The organism is Arthrobacter sp. 05N428_2, from assembly GCF_056397065.1.
Window position 1 is genome coordinate 230,890 of the sequence record NZ_JBFTMR010000005.1, and the last position, 17,206, is coordinate 248,095.

General features: G+C 70.2%; 12 protein-coding genes. 3 read left to right on the forward strand and 9 right to left on the reverse strand.

The window, feature by feature from the left end:
• Positions 1-67 precede the first annotated feature (67 nt).
• Positions 68-949 (reverse strand): 16S rRNA (cytidine(1402)-2'-O)-methyltransferase, encoded by an 882-nt coding sequence (gene rsmI / locus AC1DGI_RS07710; protein WP_441400865.1) that lies wholly within the window; start codon positions 947-949, stop codon positions 68-70.
• Positions 950-1,047: 98 nt separating this feature from the next.
• Here rsmI and AC1DGI_RS07715 point away from each other — a divergent pair, with 98 nt between their 5' ends.
• On the forward strand, positions 1,048-2,796 hold the full coding sequence (locus tag AC1DGI_RS07715) for a dolichyl-phosphate-mannose--protein mannosyltransferase (protein ID WP_476898348.1): 1,749 nt from the start codon (positions 1,048-1,050) through the stop codon (positions 2,794-2,796).
• Between the two features lie 64 nt (positions 2,797-2,860).
• A complete protein-coding gene (locus AC1DGI_RS07720) occupies positions 2,861-4,690 on the forward strand; it encodes an AMP-dependent synthetase/ligase (protein ID WP_476898349.1) in 1,830 nt (609 codons plus the stop codon).
• 91 nt (positions 4,691-4,781) lie between these two features.
• Here AC1DGI_RS07720 and AC1DGI_RS07725 read toward each other — a convergent pair whose 3' ends face one another.
• From AC1DGI_RS07725 to AC1DGI_RS07750, 6 genes are all read right to left on the reverse strand, one after another.
• The gene (locus AC1DGI_RS07725) at positions 4,782-6,170 is read right to left on the reverse strand and encodes a TIGR01906 family membrane protein (RefSeq protein ID WP_441403638.1); all 1,389 of its coding nucleotides are present in this window, start codon (positions 6,168-6,170) and stop codon (positions 4,782-4,784) included.
• A 148-nt stretch (positions 6,171-6,318) separates the two neighbouring features.
• Positions 6,319-7,632: a L,D-transpeptidase gene (locus tag AC1DGI_RS07730; RefSeq protein ID WP_441403587.1), complete on the reverse strand. Its 1,314-nt coding sequence runs from the start codon at positions 7,630-7,632 to the stop codon at positions 6,319-6,321.
• Between the two features lie 67 nt (positions 7,633-7,699).
• Positions 7,700-8,923: a L,D-transpeptidase gene (locus tag AC1DGI_RS07735; protein ID WP_476898422.1), complete on the reverse strand. Its 1,224-nt coding sequence runs from the start codon at positions 8,921-8,923 to the stop codon at positions 7,700-7,702.
• 143 nt (positions 8,924-9,066) lie between these two features.
• Entirely contained in the window at positions 9,067-10,554 is a 1,488-nt protein-coding gene (gene ahcY / locus AC1DGI_RS07740) for an adenosylhomocysteinase (protein ID WP_476898350.1), read from the reverse strand.
• Positions 10,555-10,660: 106 nt separating this feature from the next.
• Positions 10,661-10,909 carry a Trm112 family protein gene (locus AC1DGI_RS07745; RefSeq protein WP_476898351.1) on the reverse strand — a complete coding sequence of 83 codons (249 nt, stop codon included), beginning with the start codon at positions 10,907-10,909 and terminating at the stop codon, positions 10,661-10,663.
• An 82-nt stretch (positions 10,910-10,991) separates the two neighbouring features.
• Positions 10,992-11,384, reverse strand: coding sequence for a DUF3499 domain-containing protein (locus tag AC1DGI_RS07750; RefSeq protein ID WP_441400965.1), 393 nt, complete (start codon positions 11,382-11,384; stop codon positions 10,992-10,994).
• Between the two features lie 131 nt (positions 11,385-11,515).
• Here AC1DGI_RS07750 and AC1DGI_RS07755 point away from each other — a divergent pair, with 131 nt between their 5' ends.
• Positions 11,516-12,013 carry a metallopeptidase family protein gene (locus AC1DGI_RS07755; RefSeq protein WP_441400963.1) on the forward strand — a complete coding sequence of 166 codons (498 nt, stop codon included), beginning with the start codon at positions 11,516-11,518 and terminating at the stop codon, positions 12,011-12,013.
• Positions 12,014-12,070: 57 nt separating this feature from the next.
• Here AC1DGI_RS07755 and AC1DGI_RS07760 read toward each other — a convergent pair whose 3' ends face one another.
• Positions 12,071-13,831, reverse strand: coding sequence for a DUF5719 family protein (locus tag AC1DGI_RS07760; RefSeq protein WP_476898352.1), 1,761 nt, complete (start codon positions 13,829-13,831; stop codon positions 12,071-12,073).
• Complete coding sequence (locus tag AC1DGI_RS07765) at positions 13,824-17,204, reverse strand: glycosyltransferase family 2 protein (RefSeq protein ID WP_476898423.1); 3,381 nt, start codon at positions 17,202-17,204, stop codon at positions 13,824-13,826. Before AC1DGI_RS07765 ends, AC1DGI_RS07760 begins: the two co-directional genes overlap by 8 nt.
• Positions 17,205-17,206: the final 2 nt, after the last annotated feature.

The window sequence follows — 17,206 nt, forward strand, 5'->3', positions numbered from 1 at the left end:
GCATGGTGTCCGTACCCGGCCCGCTGGCCGGGCCGAAGCCCGGGGCGGACCGGGTGCGGCCGTTGGCTCAGCGAGCCGCGAGGACTGCCGAATAGAGTTCCCGTTTGCTGACCCGGGCGTCGTCGGCGACGGCGGCAACGGCTTCCTTCAGCCGGATGCCCTGGGCGATCAGCGCGTTCACGGCGGCGACCTGGTCCTCCGGTTTGCCCGGCTCCCGTTCCGGCGCGCCGCCCACGACGACGACGATCTCGCCGCGGACCTCGTTGGTTTCGGCCCACTCAAGAAGCTCGTGCAGGGTCCCGCGGATGACCTCTTCGTAGGTTTTGGTGAGCTCCCGGCAGACTGCCGCGCGGCGGTCGGCGCCGAAGCGCTCATGCAACGCGCGAAGCATCGGCTCCAGCCGGTGGGGCGCCTCGAAGAACACCATGGTGCGCCGTTCGGCGTCGAGGTCGGCGAGCCGCGAACTCCGCTCCCCCGCCTTCCGCGGCAGGAAGCCCTCGAAACAAAAGCGGTCCGTCGGCAACCCGGAGAGGGCGAGCGCGGTCAGCACGGCCGAGGGACCGGGCGCGGCGGTGACCGTGAGCCCGGCGGCGACGGCTCCTTCCACCAGCCGGAAGCCCGGATCCGAGACCGACGGCATGCCGGCGTCGGTCACCATCACCAGCGTCTTACCGGACCGCACTTGGTCCAGGAGCTCGCCGGTCTTCGCCGCCTCGTTGTGCTCGTGGTAGCTGATCACCCGGCCGGCCACGGCAATGCCGAGGCTCTGCACCAGCCGGTGCAGCCGCCGGGTGTCCTCGGCGGCGACGATATCGGCGGTGGTCAGCAGTTCGACCAGCCGGGCCGAGGCGTCGCCGACGTTGCCGATCGGTGTCGCGGCCAGCACGATCCGGCCCGGACCGGATGCCGTCCCTGCTGCCGGAACGGCGTCGGCGGCGGCAGGAGGCAACGACGTGCCTTGGGAAATGCTTTGCTCGGGATCCACACCCCCAGCCTACTGCCGGCGGGCGGCGCGCGGGACCCGGGATCCCGTCCGCGAAAGGTAGCATGGGCAACGTGACGCAGACCCCCATGCGGCCTGCCGAGGCCGGTTCAACCACGTCGGTGCGCGCCGACGACCGCCCGGACAGCATCCGCCACGACGCCGGCGGCGCCGGCACCGGCCGCAATCTCGAGGGGCACCGCTGGGTCAGCCGGCCTGCCGAGGCGTTCACCCGTCAAGCCCTCACCGAGCGGCTGATCGGCAACATCCGCAGCTGGCGGGACTTTCCACCCTCGCTGCGCCTGTGGTTCTGGCTGATCCCGGCCTTGACCGCGGTGCTCGGCGGGATCCTGCGCTTCGTCCGACTGGACACCCCGCACAACCTGGTCTTCGATGAGACCTACTACGTCAAGGACGCGTACTCCCTCCTGGTCAGCGGCTACGAGCGCGCGTGGCCGGACAAGGCCAACGATTCCTTCATCGCGGGAAATCCCGGGGTGCTGCTGGACAGCCCGGAGTACGTGGTCCACCCGCCGGTGGGCAAGTGGATGATCGCCGCGGGCATGTGGTTGTTCGGGCCGGAGAGCTCCTTCGGCTGGCGTTTCAGTGCCGCGCTGATCGGCACCCTTTCGATCCTCCTGCTCGCCCTGATCGCGCAGAAGCTGTTCCGCTCGCTCACGCTGGGCGCCGTGGCCGGCGTGCTGCTGGCGGTGGACGGCCACCACCTCGTCATGTCGCGCACCTCGCTGCTGGACATCTTCCTGATGTTCTGGATCCTGGCCGCCTTCGGTGCCCTGCTGATGGACCGCGACGACGGCCGGCGCCGGCTGGCGGTGCGGCTCGGCCAGCAGGCCGCGGCCTCCCCCGGCGGCGTTCCGTCGCGCCTGCAGCTGGCCGCCGGCCCGTGGCTGGGAGTCCGCTGGTGGCGGCTGGCCGCGGGGGGATGCCTCGGGCTGGCGGTCGGCACGAAATGGTCAGCGCTGTTCTTCCTGGCCGGCTTCGGGCTCTTAACCGTCCTCTGGGACCTCAGTGCGCGGCGGATCGCCGGAGTCCACGGCTGGATCACCGGCGGCATCCTCAAGGACGGCATCGCCGCCTTCCTGAGCATCGTCCCCGTCGCGGGCCTCGTCTACACGGCTACCTGGACCGGCTGGTTCCGCTCCAGCAACGCCTACTACCGGCACTGGGCCGAAAGCAACCCATCGGCGCAGTGGGGCTGGATTCCCGATTCGCTCCGCTCGCTGGCGCACTACCACCTCGAGGCCTACAAGTTCCACCAGGGCCTGAGCGCGGACCACCCCTACGAGGCGAGCGCCTGGACCTGGCTGGTGATGGGCCGGCCGACGTCGTTCTTCTATGAGTCGCCCAAGCAGGGTACGGCCGGCTGCGAGCTGCCCAGCTGCACCTCGGCCATCCTCTCGGTGGGCAACCCGCTGATCTGGTGGAGCGCGGCAATCTGCCTCGGCGTCCTGCTGTTCTGGTGGCTGGGCCGCCGCGACTGGCGCGCCGGGGCCGTCCTGGCCGGCGTCGGCGCCGGTTACCTGCCGTGGTTCATGTACCCGGAACGCACCACGTTCTTCTTCTACGCAGTCTCATTCGAACCGTTCCTGGTGCTCGCCCTTGTCTACTGTCTGGGGCTGGTCCTGGGCCGGCGCACGGACGCGCTGTGGCGGCGGCGCTCCGGCTTCTACCTCGTGGCGTTGTTCGTCGTGGCGGCCGTGCTGCTCTCGGCGTTCTTCTACCCGGTCTGGACCGCGGAGGTGATCTCGTACCAGGACTGGCGGTTCCGGATGTGGATGCCGTCCTGGATCTAGGGCAGGATTGCTAGCGGAGCCCGGGCCACCGGGCGGCTGCGGACCGGAACGGGAGACATGGGTTTTGAGAGAAGCTAGCACCGGACTGCTCGTGGAGCTGACCCCGGAAAGCAACGTGACGGACCTGTTGCTGGAGCAGCACGCCCAGGACCCCGTCCACGCGCTGTACTCCCGTAAGGGCCCCGCCGGCTGGACCGACGTTCCGGTCCAGCAGTTCCTGGACCAGGTCAGGGCCCTGGCCAAGGGACTGATCGCCGGCGGCCTGGCCCCCGGCGAGACGGTCGCCGTCATGTCCGCCACCCGCTACGAATGGACAGTCGTGGACTTCGCCATCTGGTTCGCCGGCGGCGTCACGGTCCCCATCTACGAAACCTCCTCCGCCGGCCAGGTCGAGTGGATCCTGCACGACTCCGGCGCCCTGCGCATCTTCGTCGAGGACCAGGCGAAGGCCACGCTGGTCCAGGGCGTCCTGGACGGCTCCGGCCTGCTGGCGCAGCGACTGCTCGGCGTCGTCCGGATGGACTACGACGGCGCCGCCCCGAACCTCGCAAGCCTCGCGGCCGCCGGCACCGGAGTCGGCGACGCCGAGCTGGAACGACACCGCTCCACGGCGGGCCTCGCCGACGTGGCCTCGCTGGTCTACACCTCCGGCACCACCGGCCGCCCCAAGGGCTGCGAAATCACGCACGGCAACTTCGCCCTGGTCGCGAAGAACATTATCCTGTTCCTGCCGGAAATCCTGCTCCAGCCCAACACCCGGACGCTCATGTTCCTGCCGCTGGCCCACGTTCTGGCCCGCGCCGTGCAGGTCATCTGCCTCAGTGCCGGGACCACACTGGGCCACACTTCCAGCGCAAAGGACCTGCTGACGGACCTCGGCACGTTCAAGCCCAGCTTCCTGCTGGTGGTGCCGCGCATCTTTGAAAAGGTCTACGCCGGCGCCGCGCAAAAAGCGGCCCTGGCCGGCAAGGACCGGCTCTTCGGGTCGGCCGCCGCCGTCGCCGTCGAGTATTCGAAAGCCCTCGACGCCGCCGCCCGCGGGCAAGGCACCGGCCCCGGCTGGGTCCTGCGGGCCAGGCGCGGCCTCTTCGACAAGGTGCTTTACCCGAAACTACGGCAGGCCTTCGGCGGCCAACTGGGCTACACCGTCTCCGGCGCGAGTCCGCTGAGCTCCAACGACGCCCACTTCTTCCGCGGCGCCGGCGTCCCGGTCCTGGAAGGCTACGGCCTGACCGAGACGACGGCGCCGTGCACGGCCAACACCCCCACCCGCACCAGGGTGGGGACCGTGGGCATCCCGGTGCCCGGGACCACCATCAGGATCGCCGAAGACGGCGAGATCCTGGTCAAGGGCATCGGCGTTTTCAAGGGCTACCACGCCAACGAGACAGCCAATGCCGAGGCGTTTGTGGACGGGTTCTTCCGCACCGGTGACCTTGGTTCCCTGGACGCCGACGGCTTCCTGACTATCACGGGGCGGAAGAAGGACCTGTTGGTCACGGCGGGCGGGAAGAACGTTGCTCCCGGACCGCTCGAGGAGAAAATCCGCGAACACCAGCTGGTGGCGCAGGCCGTGGTGGTCGGCGACGGGCGGCCGTTCGTGTCGGCCCTGATCAATCTGGACCCGGAGGGCCTGGAGAACTGGTGTGCAGCGCAGCGGATCCCCGTTATGGGTGCCACGGAAGCCGCCGCCAACGGCCAGGTCCGGGCTGCCCTTCAGGCCGCCGTCGACGAGGCGAACACCCTGGTGTCCAAGGCCGAGTCGATCCGCAGCTTCGTTGTGCTCGACGCCGATTTCACGGTTGAGTCGGGGCACTTGACGCCGTCCCTGAAGCTCAAGCGCGCCGCCGTGGTGCGTGACTTCGCGGCCCAGATCAACCGGATCTATCGCTAGCCCCCGGCGCTTGCCGTAGGTCCCCGCCGCGGGGCGCAGATAAAAGCGGCCGRCACCTGCGGTGCCGGCCGCTTCTACTTGTCCAGGTTGTTTACAGCTCCTGTGCGGCGCCGGCGCGGTCCGCGGGCTTGTCGCCGCTGCTGGCGGCGCCGGGGCCGGCAGCTGATTCGTGGCCGGGGGCAGGCTCGTGCTCGGCGGCGGCGCCGTTCCGGCGCTTGAAGCGCCGGCCCTTGAGCGCGGCGGGGTCCACCATGCCGGCGTCGGCTTCCTGGGCAGCGCCGTCCTGGGCAGCCGCGGCGGCGCGCCGGGGCGGCAGTCCGCGGCGTTTCCGGGTCGGCCAGGTCAGGATCAGGGTGAGGATGGCTGCGAGCAGGACCAGGCCGCCGATGGTTATTCCGGCGTCGACCCAGAACTGTCCGGGGAACAACCGGATCAGGGTGTCCTGCAGTGAGAACGTCCACGTGCCGTTGGCGAAGAAGATGCGGTGGAACTCGGTGAAGAACTGCTCCCAGCCCAGCACGGCGAGCACGCCCAGTCCGATGATGATCACCAGGGTGGCGATGGACCCGGCGAACAGGCCGCGACGGACGCCGCCGGGGCTGCGGCGGCGCAGGTAAAGGATGGCGACCAGGCTGAGCAGGACCAGCAGGACCCCGGCACCGAAGGTGGACAGGATGACAAGCTTGACGTCGGCCATGTGGCTGACTTCGCCGTCCTTGAACAGCGTCTCGCCGCCCCGGTTGACCAGATCGCCGAGGTAGCGCGGGCCGGACCAGTTGCTCAGATAGTCGACCGCGTAGGATCCGTAGGTCATCCGGTCGTCGGCGTTGAAGCCGTAGCCGTCGCCCGGGAAACCGGGGCGGTTGTACTCGACCCAGAGGAACAGCGGGCTGGCCACGGCGCGGACGGCCAGGACCAGCAGGATGATCGGGAAGCAGACCGCCAGCAGGACCTGCATGACCCGGGGGGCCACGGGCTTGGCGTTGGCGGCACTTTCACGTTCGGCGTTGCGGCGTTCCACCTCTTCGCGGGGGGGCCGAAGCTGCAGCGCCGAGGTGGGCAGCGCCTCGTTGCGGTGCACCCCTTCGTCCCCGGCCGTGCCAGCGGCCGTGTCCGGCCCGGACGCCGGGGAGGCCGTCCGCTCGGCGCGGCGTCCCTGGCGTTCGCGGGTGCCGGGGGTTGCGGCCCGCTCCCCCGCCTCGACCGGCGTGCTGCCCTGTGCGGCCGCCGGGGTCGCGGCGTCGGCAGTTCCGGCGCCGGGAGTTGTTCCTGCGTCGGGAGTTGTTCCGGGGCCGGGAGGTGTTCCGGCGCCGGCGGCCGGGGCGGCAGTTGTGTCCGTGTGGGCGGAGTCCTCCGAAGCTGTGCCGGCCCGCTTGCCCGCGGCGGGCTTCATCCATTCGAAGGCCGGCTCGTCGGCGTCCTCGGCAGGTTCCACCAGGGGATCCGGCCGGTTCGGAGGGGTGGGACTCGTTTCAGTCACTGCAGCTTCGCTTCCGTAGGCTTCCGCGCCGCCGGACGAGGGGTCCGGCAGCGCCACATATCTGACACCGAGCCTACCGTCAGAGCCTCAGCACCGGCGAGGTGCCACCCCGTGGCCGCACCGAATCAGGCCGCAATTTCGGCCGGCCTCAGCGTTTGGCGTACTGCGCCCACGGGATGTTCCAGTCGCCGAAGCCTTCAAGCGGTTCAACCGGCGGTGCGCCCGTGTTGAGGGTCTGCACCACATCGCCGGTTTTCATGTTCTTGAAGAACCACTCTGCGTCCGCCGGCAGCAGGCCCACGCAACCGTGCGAGACGTTGTACACGCCCACCGCGCCCCAGGCCGACTCAAGCGCCTGGTGGACGTAAACGCCGGACGTGGTCAGTCTGTTGGCGTACTCCACGGTCAACGGCGGATAGTAGCCCTTGTCCCCCGGCTTGAGGCCGATGCTGCCCGCGTCGAACTTGGAGTGGCGCTCCTGCTCCATGACCACCGCGTAGCCGGCGGGTGAGAGCCAGTCCGCACTGCCAAGGGTGACGGGGGCCGTCCGGACCAGTTGCCCGTCGAAGTAGACCTTCATGGTCTTGGTGACGTCGTCGACGACGGCGACCCGCTGCGGCCCGACCGTGTAGGAAACCATGACGTCCGAGTTGCCGACCATCTTGTTGCCGAAGTCGACGCCGAACAGCCTGAGGTCCACGGTGATCTGGCTGTTCGCGGCCCAGAAGGTCTCCGGCCGGATCCGCACGCGGCGGTCCGAGTACCAGCGCCAGGCCACGGGCTGGCCGGAGGACGCGGTCACCGCGACGGCTTTCTCCAGGGCTGCCTTGTTGAGGACCGGTTCGCTGAACACGATCTCGATCGGCTGGCCGGCCCCAACCGTGCTGCCGTTCAGCGGGTAGACGGCGGCGTCCGCTTCGTTGGCCCTGGCGACGGTCGAGAAGCTTTGAGTCTTCTTCGTCTCCCGGCCGGCCCGGTCAACGATCGTGAAGGAGTACCGGTAGCTGGTGTCGAACTCCAGAGGATCTTCCGCGGTCCAGGTGGAACCGTCCGCGCTCCTCGTGCCGGGAACGGAGTCGCCGCCCGCAATGGGCCGAAGCTGCACGTCCTTGACCACCCCGTTGACGGCCTTCACCGACGGAAGAGCGGCCGGGTTGACGCCCTTGGCCCCGTCGATGGGTGTGACCCCGAGTTCAACAGCTTTCACGACCGGGGCTGCCAGGCCCACGATGTTTCGCATCGGCGCAGACGACTCCGAGGGCAAGGCGCTGTCGGCCCAGACGGGGGCAGTGGCGGCGCCGATCCCGCCGGCGGCGACGGCGAGACAAATCCCGCCGACGGCCAGCATCTTTCCGGTGCTCTTGCCTGGACCACGCCCACTGCGCCGGCTCCGGCCGGCAGCGCGCCCGGCGTTCCGCACACTCATGCGCTGGTCCATGGTGTCCCCCAACTGCTTGTCCATCCAGTGTCCCCCAAATTCACTGCCCGGCCCTCAGCGGATGCTGCCGCCGGGTGGCCGGTGCCCCGGCTCAGTTCGCATACTGGGCCCAGGGGATGTTCCAGTCTCCGAAGCCGTCGTCGAAGTTGGCAAAATCGCCCTCGGTGTTGACCACTTGGACGACGTCGCCGGCGGTCATGTTGTCAAAGACCCACTGGGCGCCCTCCGGCCCCAGACCGATGCAGCCGTGCGAGAGGTTGACTTGGCCAACGTAGGGCATGGCGGAGTCCGTGGCCTGGTGGATGAATTCCCCGCTGGGGGTCAGCCTCGTGGCGAAGTTGACGTCCAGCTCGCCGTAATAGGCGGGATCGCCCGGCTTGAGCCCGATGCTGGCGGCAGACATGTGCTCCACCCGGTATTTCTCCATCAGGACCAGATAGCCGCGCGCGGACGGGAACCTGGTGTCGCCCATGGTCGAGGGCCACTCGCCGACCTGTTTGTCGTTGATGAAGGCCTTGAAGGTGTGTGCCGTGGCGTCCGCGATAGCGACTTTCTTGTCGCCGATGTGCACAGTGACCTTCTTGTTGAAGTTGCCGATCTGGCCTTTGCCGAGGTCGACGCCGAACAGCTTCATGTCCATCGTGATGGTGCTGTTGGCCGCCCAGAAGTTTTCCGGCCGGTATCTGACCATCGTGTTGCTGAACCAGTGGAACGCACCGGCCTGCCCGGCGCTGGAGCTGACCGTAATGGCCTTCTCGACGGCGGCCCGGTTCAGGACCGGCTCGCTGAAGGTGATCTGCAGCGGCTGCGCCACCCCCACCTTCATGCCGTCCAGCGGGTAGATCGCCGCGTCGGCCTCGTTGGCGGTCGAGACGGTGGTGAACGTCCGTGTGGTGTTCGTGGTGCGCCCGGCGCCGTCCACGATGGAGTACGTGTAGCTGTAGCGGGTGTTGAATTTCAGCGGCCCGGCGGCGGACCAGCTGGAACCGTCGGGGCTGAGTGTGCCGTCCACGGCGTCGCCGGAAGCGCTGGTGAGGGCCGCGCGGTCAATCCGGCCGTTGCCCACCTTCAGGGTCACCGGCGCCGCCGGGTTGACCTGGGTGGCGGCGTCTTCGGGCGCTGCAGTGAGCTGGACCGGGGGCACCACCGGAAAAGCGAGCCCCTGGGTGGCGCGCTCCGGGGAGGCAGCCTCGGAGGCAAAGGAGGGGTGGGCCAGCGGTCCGGCCGCGGCGAACACGCCGCCGCCCGCTGCCAAGGCGCACACCGCTGCCAGCACGGCGGCCTTGCGGCCGGTGCTCCAGCTTTTCGGGGCGATCACTATACTCGGTCCTTCCAGACGTTACCTTGAAAGCATAAGTGAAGTTCCGGCGCGGACCGCTTTCCCGAACGCGACGATATGGTCACAAAGGAGCCCCGGACGGCGAGTCCGGGGCTCCTTGGCGCGGGGGTGCTCGGCGGCTAGTAGCGGTAGTGATCCGGCTTGTAGGGGCCGGCGACGTCGAGGTCCAGGTAAGCGGCCTGTTCCTTGGTCAGCTCGGTGAGTTCCACGCCGAGGGCGTCCAGGTGCAGCCGGGCGACCTTCTCGTCGAGGATCTTCGGCAGCACGTAGACCTGCTTTTCGTATTCGCGCTCGCCCTCGGGCTGGCCCGCCTTGGTGAACAGCTCGATCTGCGCGATCGTCTGGTTGGCGAACGAGTTGCTCATCACGAAGGAGGGGTGGCCGGTGGCGTTGCCGAGGTTCAGCAAACGGCCCTCGGACAGGACGATGATGGAACGGCTGTCCTTGCCCTTGGCGGGATCGGCCTCGAAGACCCATTCGTGCACCTGCGGCTTGATTTCGACCTTTTTGATGCCTTCGATCCGGGCGAGTCCGGCCATGTCGATCTCGTTGTCGAAGTGTCCGATGTTGCCCACGATGGCCTTGTCGCGCATCCCGGCCATGTGCTCGGCCATGATGACGTCCTTGTTACCGGTGGTGGTGATGAAGATGTGCCCCTCGGCCAGGACGCTCTCCAGCGTTGCCACCTGATAGCCGTCCATGGCTGCCTGCAGGGCGCAGATCGGGTCGATTTCGGTGACGATGACGCGCGAGCCCTGGCCGCGGAACGCTTCCGCCGCGCCCTTGCCGACGTCGCCGTAGCCGCAGACGACGGCGACCTTGCCGCCCATCAGCACGTCGGTGGCGCGGTTGATGCCGTCCGGCAGCGAGTGGCGGATGCCGTATTTGTTGTCGAACTTGCTCTTGGTGACGGAGTCGTTGACATTGATTGCCGGGAACAGCAGCTTTCCCTGCTCGGCGAGCTGGTACAGCCGGTGGACGCCGGTGGTGGTTTCCTCGGTCACGCCGAGCAGGCGCGAGCCGATCCGGGTCCACTTCTGCGGGTCCTGCTGGAGCGAGGCACGCAGCACCTGGAGGAAGACGCGGCCTTCCTCGGACTCGTCGTCGGCTGCGGCCGGCACCGCGCCGAGCGCCTCGAACTCCGCGCCCTTGTGCACCAGCATGGTGGCGTCGCCGCCGTCGTCCAGGATCATGTTCGGGCCCAGTTCGGGGTTGGCGTCGGCGCCCGGCCAGGTCAGGATCTGTTCGGCAGTCCACCAGTATTCCTCGAGCGTTTCGCCCTTCCAGGCGAAGACGGGGACACCCTGCGGGTCCTCGACCGTGCCGTGGCCGACGACGACGGCGGCGGCCGCCTCGTTCTGGGTGGAGAAGATGTTGCAGGAAGCCCAGCGGACCTCGGCGCCGAGTGCGGTGAGGGTCTCGATCAGCACGGCGGTCTGGACCGTCATGTGCAGCGAACCGGCGATCCGGGCGCCTTTGAGCGGCTGGCTCGCGCCGAACTCTTCGCGCAGGGACATCAGCCCCGGCATCTCGTGCTCCGCGAGGCGGATCTGGTGCCGTCCCGCCTCGGCCAGCGAAATGTCGGCAATTTTGTAATCGACTGTCATGGGGATCCTTTGCGGTAACCGGGATGAAGCTGAAGGGACTGGAAGTAGTTCGGCGCCGGGGCGGCTACCGATGGGCCGGCGGCTGTTCCGTCTGCCGGGGCGCTGACTACTCGGCCGCGTGCCGGGCACCGGCGTCGGGCCGGCCGCCGTCGTGCTGGTCGGAGGGGGCGGCGGTGGCCGCGGCCAGCAGTTCCGGCGGCAGCAGCAACGGGATGCCGTCTTCGATGGGATACCGGAGCTTTTGGCCGTTCGCGTCGGGGCTCGCGGCGACCAGTTCGTCGCCCTCCTGCACCAGGGCCGAGCCCGTGACGGGGCAGCGCAGGACAGACAACAGTTCGGGACTGATCAGTGGCATGGTGAGGGCTCCCTGGAGTCGGCGCAGCAGGCGCCGGTGGCGGACCGAAATTTCAGTTTCCAGCCTACCGCCAGTTCGCCGCTCAGGAGGGTTCGCGCAGGACCCGCAGGTGCCCCCGGCGGGTTCCCTCGCCGGCAGCAGGGGCTTCGAGCGCCGGATGCGCGGCCCGTTGCCCTTGGCCGGGGTCCGTCGCCGCTGCCGGACGGGCGGCAGCTTCGCGGACGGCGTGCGCGAGGGCCAGCAGGTCGTCGGGGCCGGGGCCGGCCGGGGTGGCGGGCAGGGCGAGCCGCAGGACTTCCCAGCCGCGCGGCACGGTCAGCGAACCGGCGTGCTGCTCGCAAAGGTCGTAACAGTGCGGTTCAGCGTAGGTTGCCAGCGGACCCAGGACTGCCGTGGAGTCGGCGTAGACGTACGTCAAAGTCGCCACCGCCGAATTGCGGCAAGCGGACCTTGAACATTGACGAATTGCACCCACGACATCACAGACTACCCCTGCATGGCCCCGAGGCCCGGCATTGAAACGCTCTAGCGCGCCTGTGGCCCCGCGCCGCGGGGCGCGCGGGGCGCCATATCGCAGAAATCAGGCGCCGGGTTTAGAGTCAAGCTATGCAGTCATCGCACCAAGATCCCGGCTTTACGGTCCGGTTGGCTGACCCCGCCGGCGGCACGTCCCAGGGCAAGAGCTTCCGGGAGCGCCGCAGGAACCGGCACGGCCGCGGCCTCCGCGGCGAGCTGATGCTCCCCACGCTGCCCGGCTACCGGACCCGTTCGGACCGTTTCGATGACTTCGTCCTGGATTCGGCCCAGCGCCTGCACGATATCTGGGGCAAGCCGCTGGACGGCGTCCGCTTTGCCGTGGAAGAGATCCCGCCCGGACTCGAGCAGTTGGTGGCCGACGGCACGCAGGCGCCGATGGGCGCCTACTCGCCGGCCACCGCGGAAGAGGGTCCCGTGATCACGCTGTACCGGCGGGTGGTGGAACACGCGTGCAGCAGCCGTGACGAGCTCCAGGACCTGGTGCACGACGTCGTCGTGGAGCGCACCGCCGAAATGCTCGGTGTCCCGCCCGAGTCGCTGGACCCGGTGTACCGCCGCCGCTATTAGGCCGGCGCTCTTAAGCGCGCGGGGATGGCCCGGTCCGCCGGCTGCGGCCAAGTACAGCTAGCGCCCGAGCGTGACGGCGACCTGTTCCTGGCCCGCGGCTCCGGGCGCCAGCGGGAGGCTGGAAATGTCCGGCCTGCCATCCTGCTCCAGCACGACGGCCCCGTAGGCTGCGTCTCCTGCCGCTGACACCAGGTATCCCACCAGCGGCGACCCACCCACATCACCGGGGATCTGGACGGTGGCGGTGGTGCCGCCGGCGATGTCGGCGGTGGCCGCGGAGCGGACCTTCCCGTCGGCGGTAATCGGCGTGTAGGAAATCGTGGCACGGCCGTCCGGCGCGCCGAACATCAGAAACCTGGTGCCGGTCGCGGGCACCGGCACCACGTGCTGGCTGCCGAGCCTCGCCGACGACGGCGTCCAGGCAAAATCTCCGGCTTCGTCGGCCTTGAGCCCGCGGGTGACGCGGGCGGCTGCGGCAAACGATACGTCCGAGCTGGCGGCGATCGTGTAGTGGCCCGCCGGGACGCCGGCGAGCGACACTTCCGTGACCGCACCAGCCTTCGCCGTCACCACGCCGCCGCCGGGAAGGGGTTTCTGGCCGTCGCGACCGAACAGCTTCACTTCCACCACGGCGTCCGCGGCGCCCGGAACGGTGAGCTGGAGGGCGGGTTTGGCGTCGGCGAAGCCGGGTTTCGCGGCGAGGGCCGCCAGTCCGGCCGGGTCCTGCAGATCCAGGCCGGAAATCACCTGCCGCGCGGCGGGGGCTGTTCCCGGCACAATGAAGTCCACGCCGCCGGGCGTCAGTCCGCGCAGGACGCTCTGCTGGATCACGGCCGAGACCGGGCCGCCGGTGCTGCGCACCCGCACGCTTAGTTGCTCCTGGCCGGGTGCGAGACCGGCAAGGATGATGGCCCGGGTGCTGCCGGGAGCAACCAGCAGGCCACGGCTCCCCGGGGCCTGGATGGTTCCCTTGGCGCCGAAGAGGTCCAGGCTGACGGTGGCCGGGGTGCTGGAGGCGTTGCTGAGGTTCAGGACCGCGGTCCTGCCGACGGCGGTGTTCGCCCCGACCAGCCACAGATCGTTGGCCGGGCGCTGGCAGGCAGCGGCAGCCGTACCCCGAAGGTCCCCGTCCGTGGCGGTGTAGCTCATCACGGCACCGGCGGAGGGCTGCCGGTTTGCCTGCGCGTCGGCGCTGAGCACGCTGACAGCGTCGACGGCGCGCTGCGGCACCACGCCGGCCCGCAAGGCCGGGGCTGCGGCGGACGCGGCTGGGCCCGACGTCGCCGGAGCGGATGTCGGGACTGCCTTGGCCAGTTCCACCAGCGGCCCGCCGGTAAGCGCGGCGAGCCGGCTTCCGGGCAAGTCGCCCGCGCTGGAGCTGAGGACGACGGCGCTGACTGCACTCTTGGCGGTAGCCGACTCCGGGCTAAACTGCGGGTCCGTCCCGACCGGAGAGCCTTCGAGCAGCCGCGCCGGTCCAGGGCAGATGCCAACGCTGCTGCCGGCCGGAACAGCGGCCAGCGGTGCCGTGAGCGGTCTGCTGCCGGGGACCTGCGGGGACAACGCCGAAGCAGCCACCAGTCCGCCGCCGGCTGCCACGAGCACCACAGCGGCAAGGATGCCGCCCACAGTCCCCGAAAGGCCCTTCAGCCGGGCCAGCACCGGGACGGCGGGGAGGGCGCCGCGGCCGTTGCTGACGCGTCCGCTCCTGTCTCGCTTGCTCGTCTCGGCCTCTTCCGCCTGCTCGGCCGGAACCGAACGTTGCGGGGCCGCTGGCGGCTGTTCTGGACGGGTTGCAGCGTCGTGTTGATCATGCATGCTGGTGTTCCTTACGCAGCGAGCCCTCGTCCCTGGACAGCCCGGTGTTCGGGCGTCGGGCGGGCATCGGGATGGCGAGCAGGACGGTCAGACCGATCACGACGGCCTGCACTACGCCGGTCCAAAGCGCCCAAGGGTTTTCGTAGCGGATGCTCAGCTGGCCGCCCTGCGCCGGCAGGGTGAAAGCCTGCGCCCAGTCCGCGGAGGTGGCGGTCAGGCGCCGGCCGTCGAGCCAGGCGCTCCAACCTGGATCCGCGCGGTCGGCTAGGACCACCAACCGGCCTTCGGGCCCGGCCGGTACTGCGGCGTCGGCCGCTACGACGCCCGCGGGCAGCAGTCCCACGGTCGCGCCGGCCCCGTCGACGATGCGGACGCGGTGCGCGACATCGGCCGCATCGATCACCGGCTGGTTCAGCGGGCTGATCCGCCACAGCCAGCCGACGTCGGTCTGGCCGACGGCCACGAGGCCCGGGACGGCATCCATCCGGCTGGCCGTCAGCTGGGCGGCGCTGTCCGTGGACTCAAGTACCACGAAGCCGACGCCGAGCTGCTCGAGCTGCCCGCGGGGGTCCACGCCTTGGCCGGCCACGATGGTGGCAACGATCCCGCGCAGTGACGCGGCGACGGCGTCGTCCTCACGGAGCGTCTCCTTCCCCGGTGCACCCATTACCGGACGTGCGGACGCGACGGCGGACAGTGCATCCAGCCGGGTGCCGGCGCCGCGCTCAAGGGAGGCGGCGAAGGAACCGTCTTCCCGGGCGGAGATGACCAGGGTCCGGGCCTGTTCCGGCCCCTCGCCCCGGTCGATCGCCGTCGCGGGCAGCGTGCGGGCGCTGCTGGCCTGGACCAGCCGCCGGGTGCCGAGCGCGCCGTCGCCGACAGTTGCCGCGGCGCTGCCCGCACCAGCTCCGGCGCGGGGATCCGTCGTCGCGGCAGGCGGCGCAGCGGACTGTGCCACGTTTTGCGCCGCCCAGACGGCGATTCCGGCCAGCGGACCGGCGAGCAGGAGGACCGTTGCGGTGACGGCGGCGCCGTGGACCAGGATCCTGCGGGCCAGGGAGGTGCGGCCCTGGGACTTGCGGTCGGGCGATGTGTGGTCGGGCGCGGACGCGTCCGCGGCGTCCAGCAGGGCCTCGGCGCCGATCAGCGCCGCTCCCAGTAACGCGAAAGCGGCGGCGGAGACAGCCGGGCCGGGGAACGGGGTGACCATGACCTCGGCGCCGGCACCGGTGGCGACGTGCCCGGCGAACCAGCCGCCAGCCAGCATGACGGTTCCGGCGGCCCAGAGGCTGCGGGCCAGCCGCGGCCGGCGGCGGCCTGTGTTCCGGCCCGGGAGGAACAACGCGCCCAGTGCCAGCAGCAGGACGGGCAGCCCTAGCAGAAGGGCAAGCAGGAGCGCCCAGGGTAGGGCCGAGGGCCCGAAGGCGGAAAGACCGGCGAGGCCGGCGCCGGGCTCGAAGCGCAGCGGCTGACCCAGCGCCTGCTGCCAGAGCGGGGCGGCGTCGAAGCCCAGCGGCAGGCCCGGATCGGCCAGCAGGGCGCGGGGCCGGTCCAGGACGGAGAGGGCAAACGGGAGGAAGAGTGCCAGGCTCGGCAGCAGCGACCACCAAAGGGTGCGTCCCCGGCGTCCCAGCAGCACGCCGAACAGCGCGATCACGAAGACGGCGGGCAGCAGCAGCGACGGGGCAGCCGCGGTGACGACTGCCAGCGCCAGTCCCGCAGCAGCGGCCGCGGTCCAGGACGGGGTGCCATTTATGCCGGGCTTGGCCGGAGGCTTCTCGGTGAAGCGCCGCTCCCCCGGAGCCGGGACGGCGTAGCGGCCGCGGCCGGGGACGGAGCCGGTGGCGCGCAGCAAAGCCAGGACGAGCAGCGGCATCATCAAATGCGCAATGAACGACCCCGGTCGTCCCTGGTTGAGCGCCACCTGCAGGGCTGGTGCCCCGGCCCAGACCAACGCGGCCGCGAGCCGGAGCCGGCGCCGCTGCGTCAGCGCCCCGGCCGCGAACCACGCCGCCAGCGCCGACAGCGGCATGGCAAGGACCAACAGCCAAGCCATGGCGCCGCTGGCATTACCGGCACCCAAGACCCCGATCAGCCAGAGCACGTAGCCGAAGGGGTCGCCGTGTCCCGGAAGGCCGGCCCCCAGGGCAATCCACCAACTGGAGGCGTGGTTCCAAATCTCACCCAGGCTGGCCGAGACCGGGATCAGCGCACCGCCAGCGACGGCGTCGGCCCGGAACACGTTCAGCAAGCCGATGAGCGAGGCCGCGGCGGTGACGAGCAACGCCAGCAGCGCCCCGTTGCCCACCCAGCCGCGCTCGGTGGTGCTCAGGGCAGCGAAATCGTCGGCGGAATCTCCGCTGGGCTGTTCGGCCAGCGGATCATGGAAGGGCGAGTCGCCGGCGTCGTCCGATCCGAGCGCTTCCATCAGCGAGCGGCGGTGCGCCCAGACCTCGCGCCGGGGCGTCTGCAGGCCCTTGATCACGGAGCGCCGGATGCGCCGGGTGCGGGCGGCATTGCGGCGGCCGCGCAGCACGGCAAGGGGGCGCCCCAGTGCGCCAAGGGTCGCCAGCAGCTGCGAGAATCCGTGCCCGGGGTCCTTGACGGCGACGCTGAGGACAAGTTTGAAGAGGCTTCCGAGGAGGGCGCCGACGGCGTGCAGCGGGACCTTCCAGGCCGAGGCATGCTTGAGCCGCAGGTGGACCTGGGCCTTCCGGGCCGCCGTCGCGTTCCCCTGCGCGTGCGGCCGATGCGAGACGTGGAACATCCTGGCGCTCGGGACCACCACCACGCGGTGGCCGGCGAGCCGGTTGCGCCAGCAGAAGTCCACGTCGTCGCCGCTGCCGGGCAGCGCGGGGTCGAAGCCGCCGAGGTCTTCCCAGACATCACGGCGGACCAGCATGCCGGCGGAGTTAACCGCAAAGGTGTCGCTGCGGCCGTCGTATTGTCCCTGGTCCAGTTCGTCGGCCTCGATCAGGGTCAGGCGCTCGGCCCAGCGGCTGGTGGAGAGCCCGACGTCGATCAGCCGGCGCCCGGCGTGCCAGTCCAGCTGTTTACAGCCGGCCACCGTAACGGAGGGCGCCCGCTCGACGGCGCGCAGCAGTTCGGCAAGGGCTTCGGGAGCCGGCGCAGCGTCGTCGTGCAGCAGCCAGATCCATTCGGAGTCCGCGGGTCCGGAGTCCGCGCGCCGGGGCGCGAGGGCCTGCAGCCCGGCCTGGACGGCTCCGCCCATCCCGCTCCTGGTCTGCTCGACGACGGTGACGTTGGACGTGCCGAACGCCTGCGCAAGCAGGGCCCCCGAGTGGTCGCGGGAACCGGTATCGACCCCGATGACCGAATCTGCCGGCCGCGATTGAGCCGCCACGGCCGCCAGGG

Coding starts and splice junctions, on each gene's coding strand:
- AC1DGI_RS07760 (WP_476898352.1), bottom strand. CDS start 13,831: ATGCATGATCAACACGACGCTGCAACCCGTCCAGAACAGCCGCCAGCG.
- AC1DGI_RS07730 (WP_441403587.1), bottom strand. CDS start 7,632: ATGGACAAGCAGTTGGGGGACACCATGGACCAGCGCATGAGTGTGCGG.
- AC1DGI_RS07715 (WP_476898348.1), top strand. CDS start 1,048: ATGGGCAACGTGACGCAGACCCCCATGCGGCCTGCCGAGGCCGGTTCA.
- AC1DGI_RS07745 (WP_476898351.1), bottom strand. CDS start 10,909: ATGCCACTGATCAGTCCCGAACTGTTGTCTGTCCTGCGCTGCCCCGTC.
- AC1DGI_RS07755 (WP_441400963.1), top strand. CDS start 11,516: ATGCAGTCATCGCACCAAGATCCCGGCTTTACGGTCCGGTTGGCTGAC.
- ahcY (WP_476898350.1), bottom strand. CDS start 10,554: ATGACAGTCGATTACAAAATTGCCGACATTTCGCTGGCCGAGGCGGGA.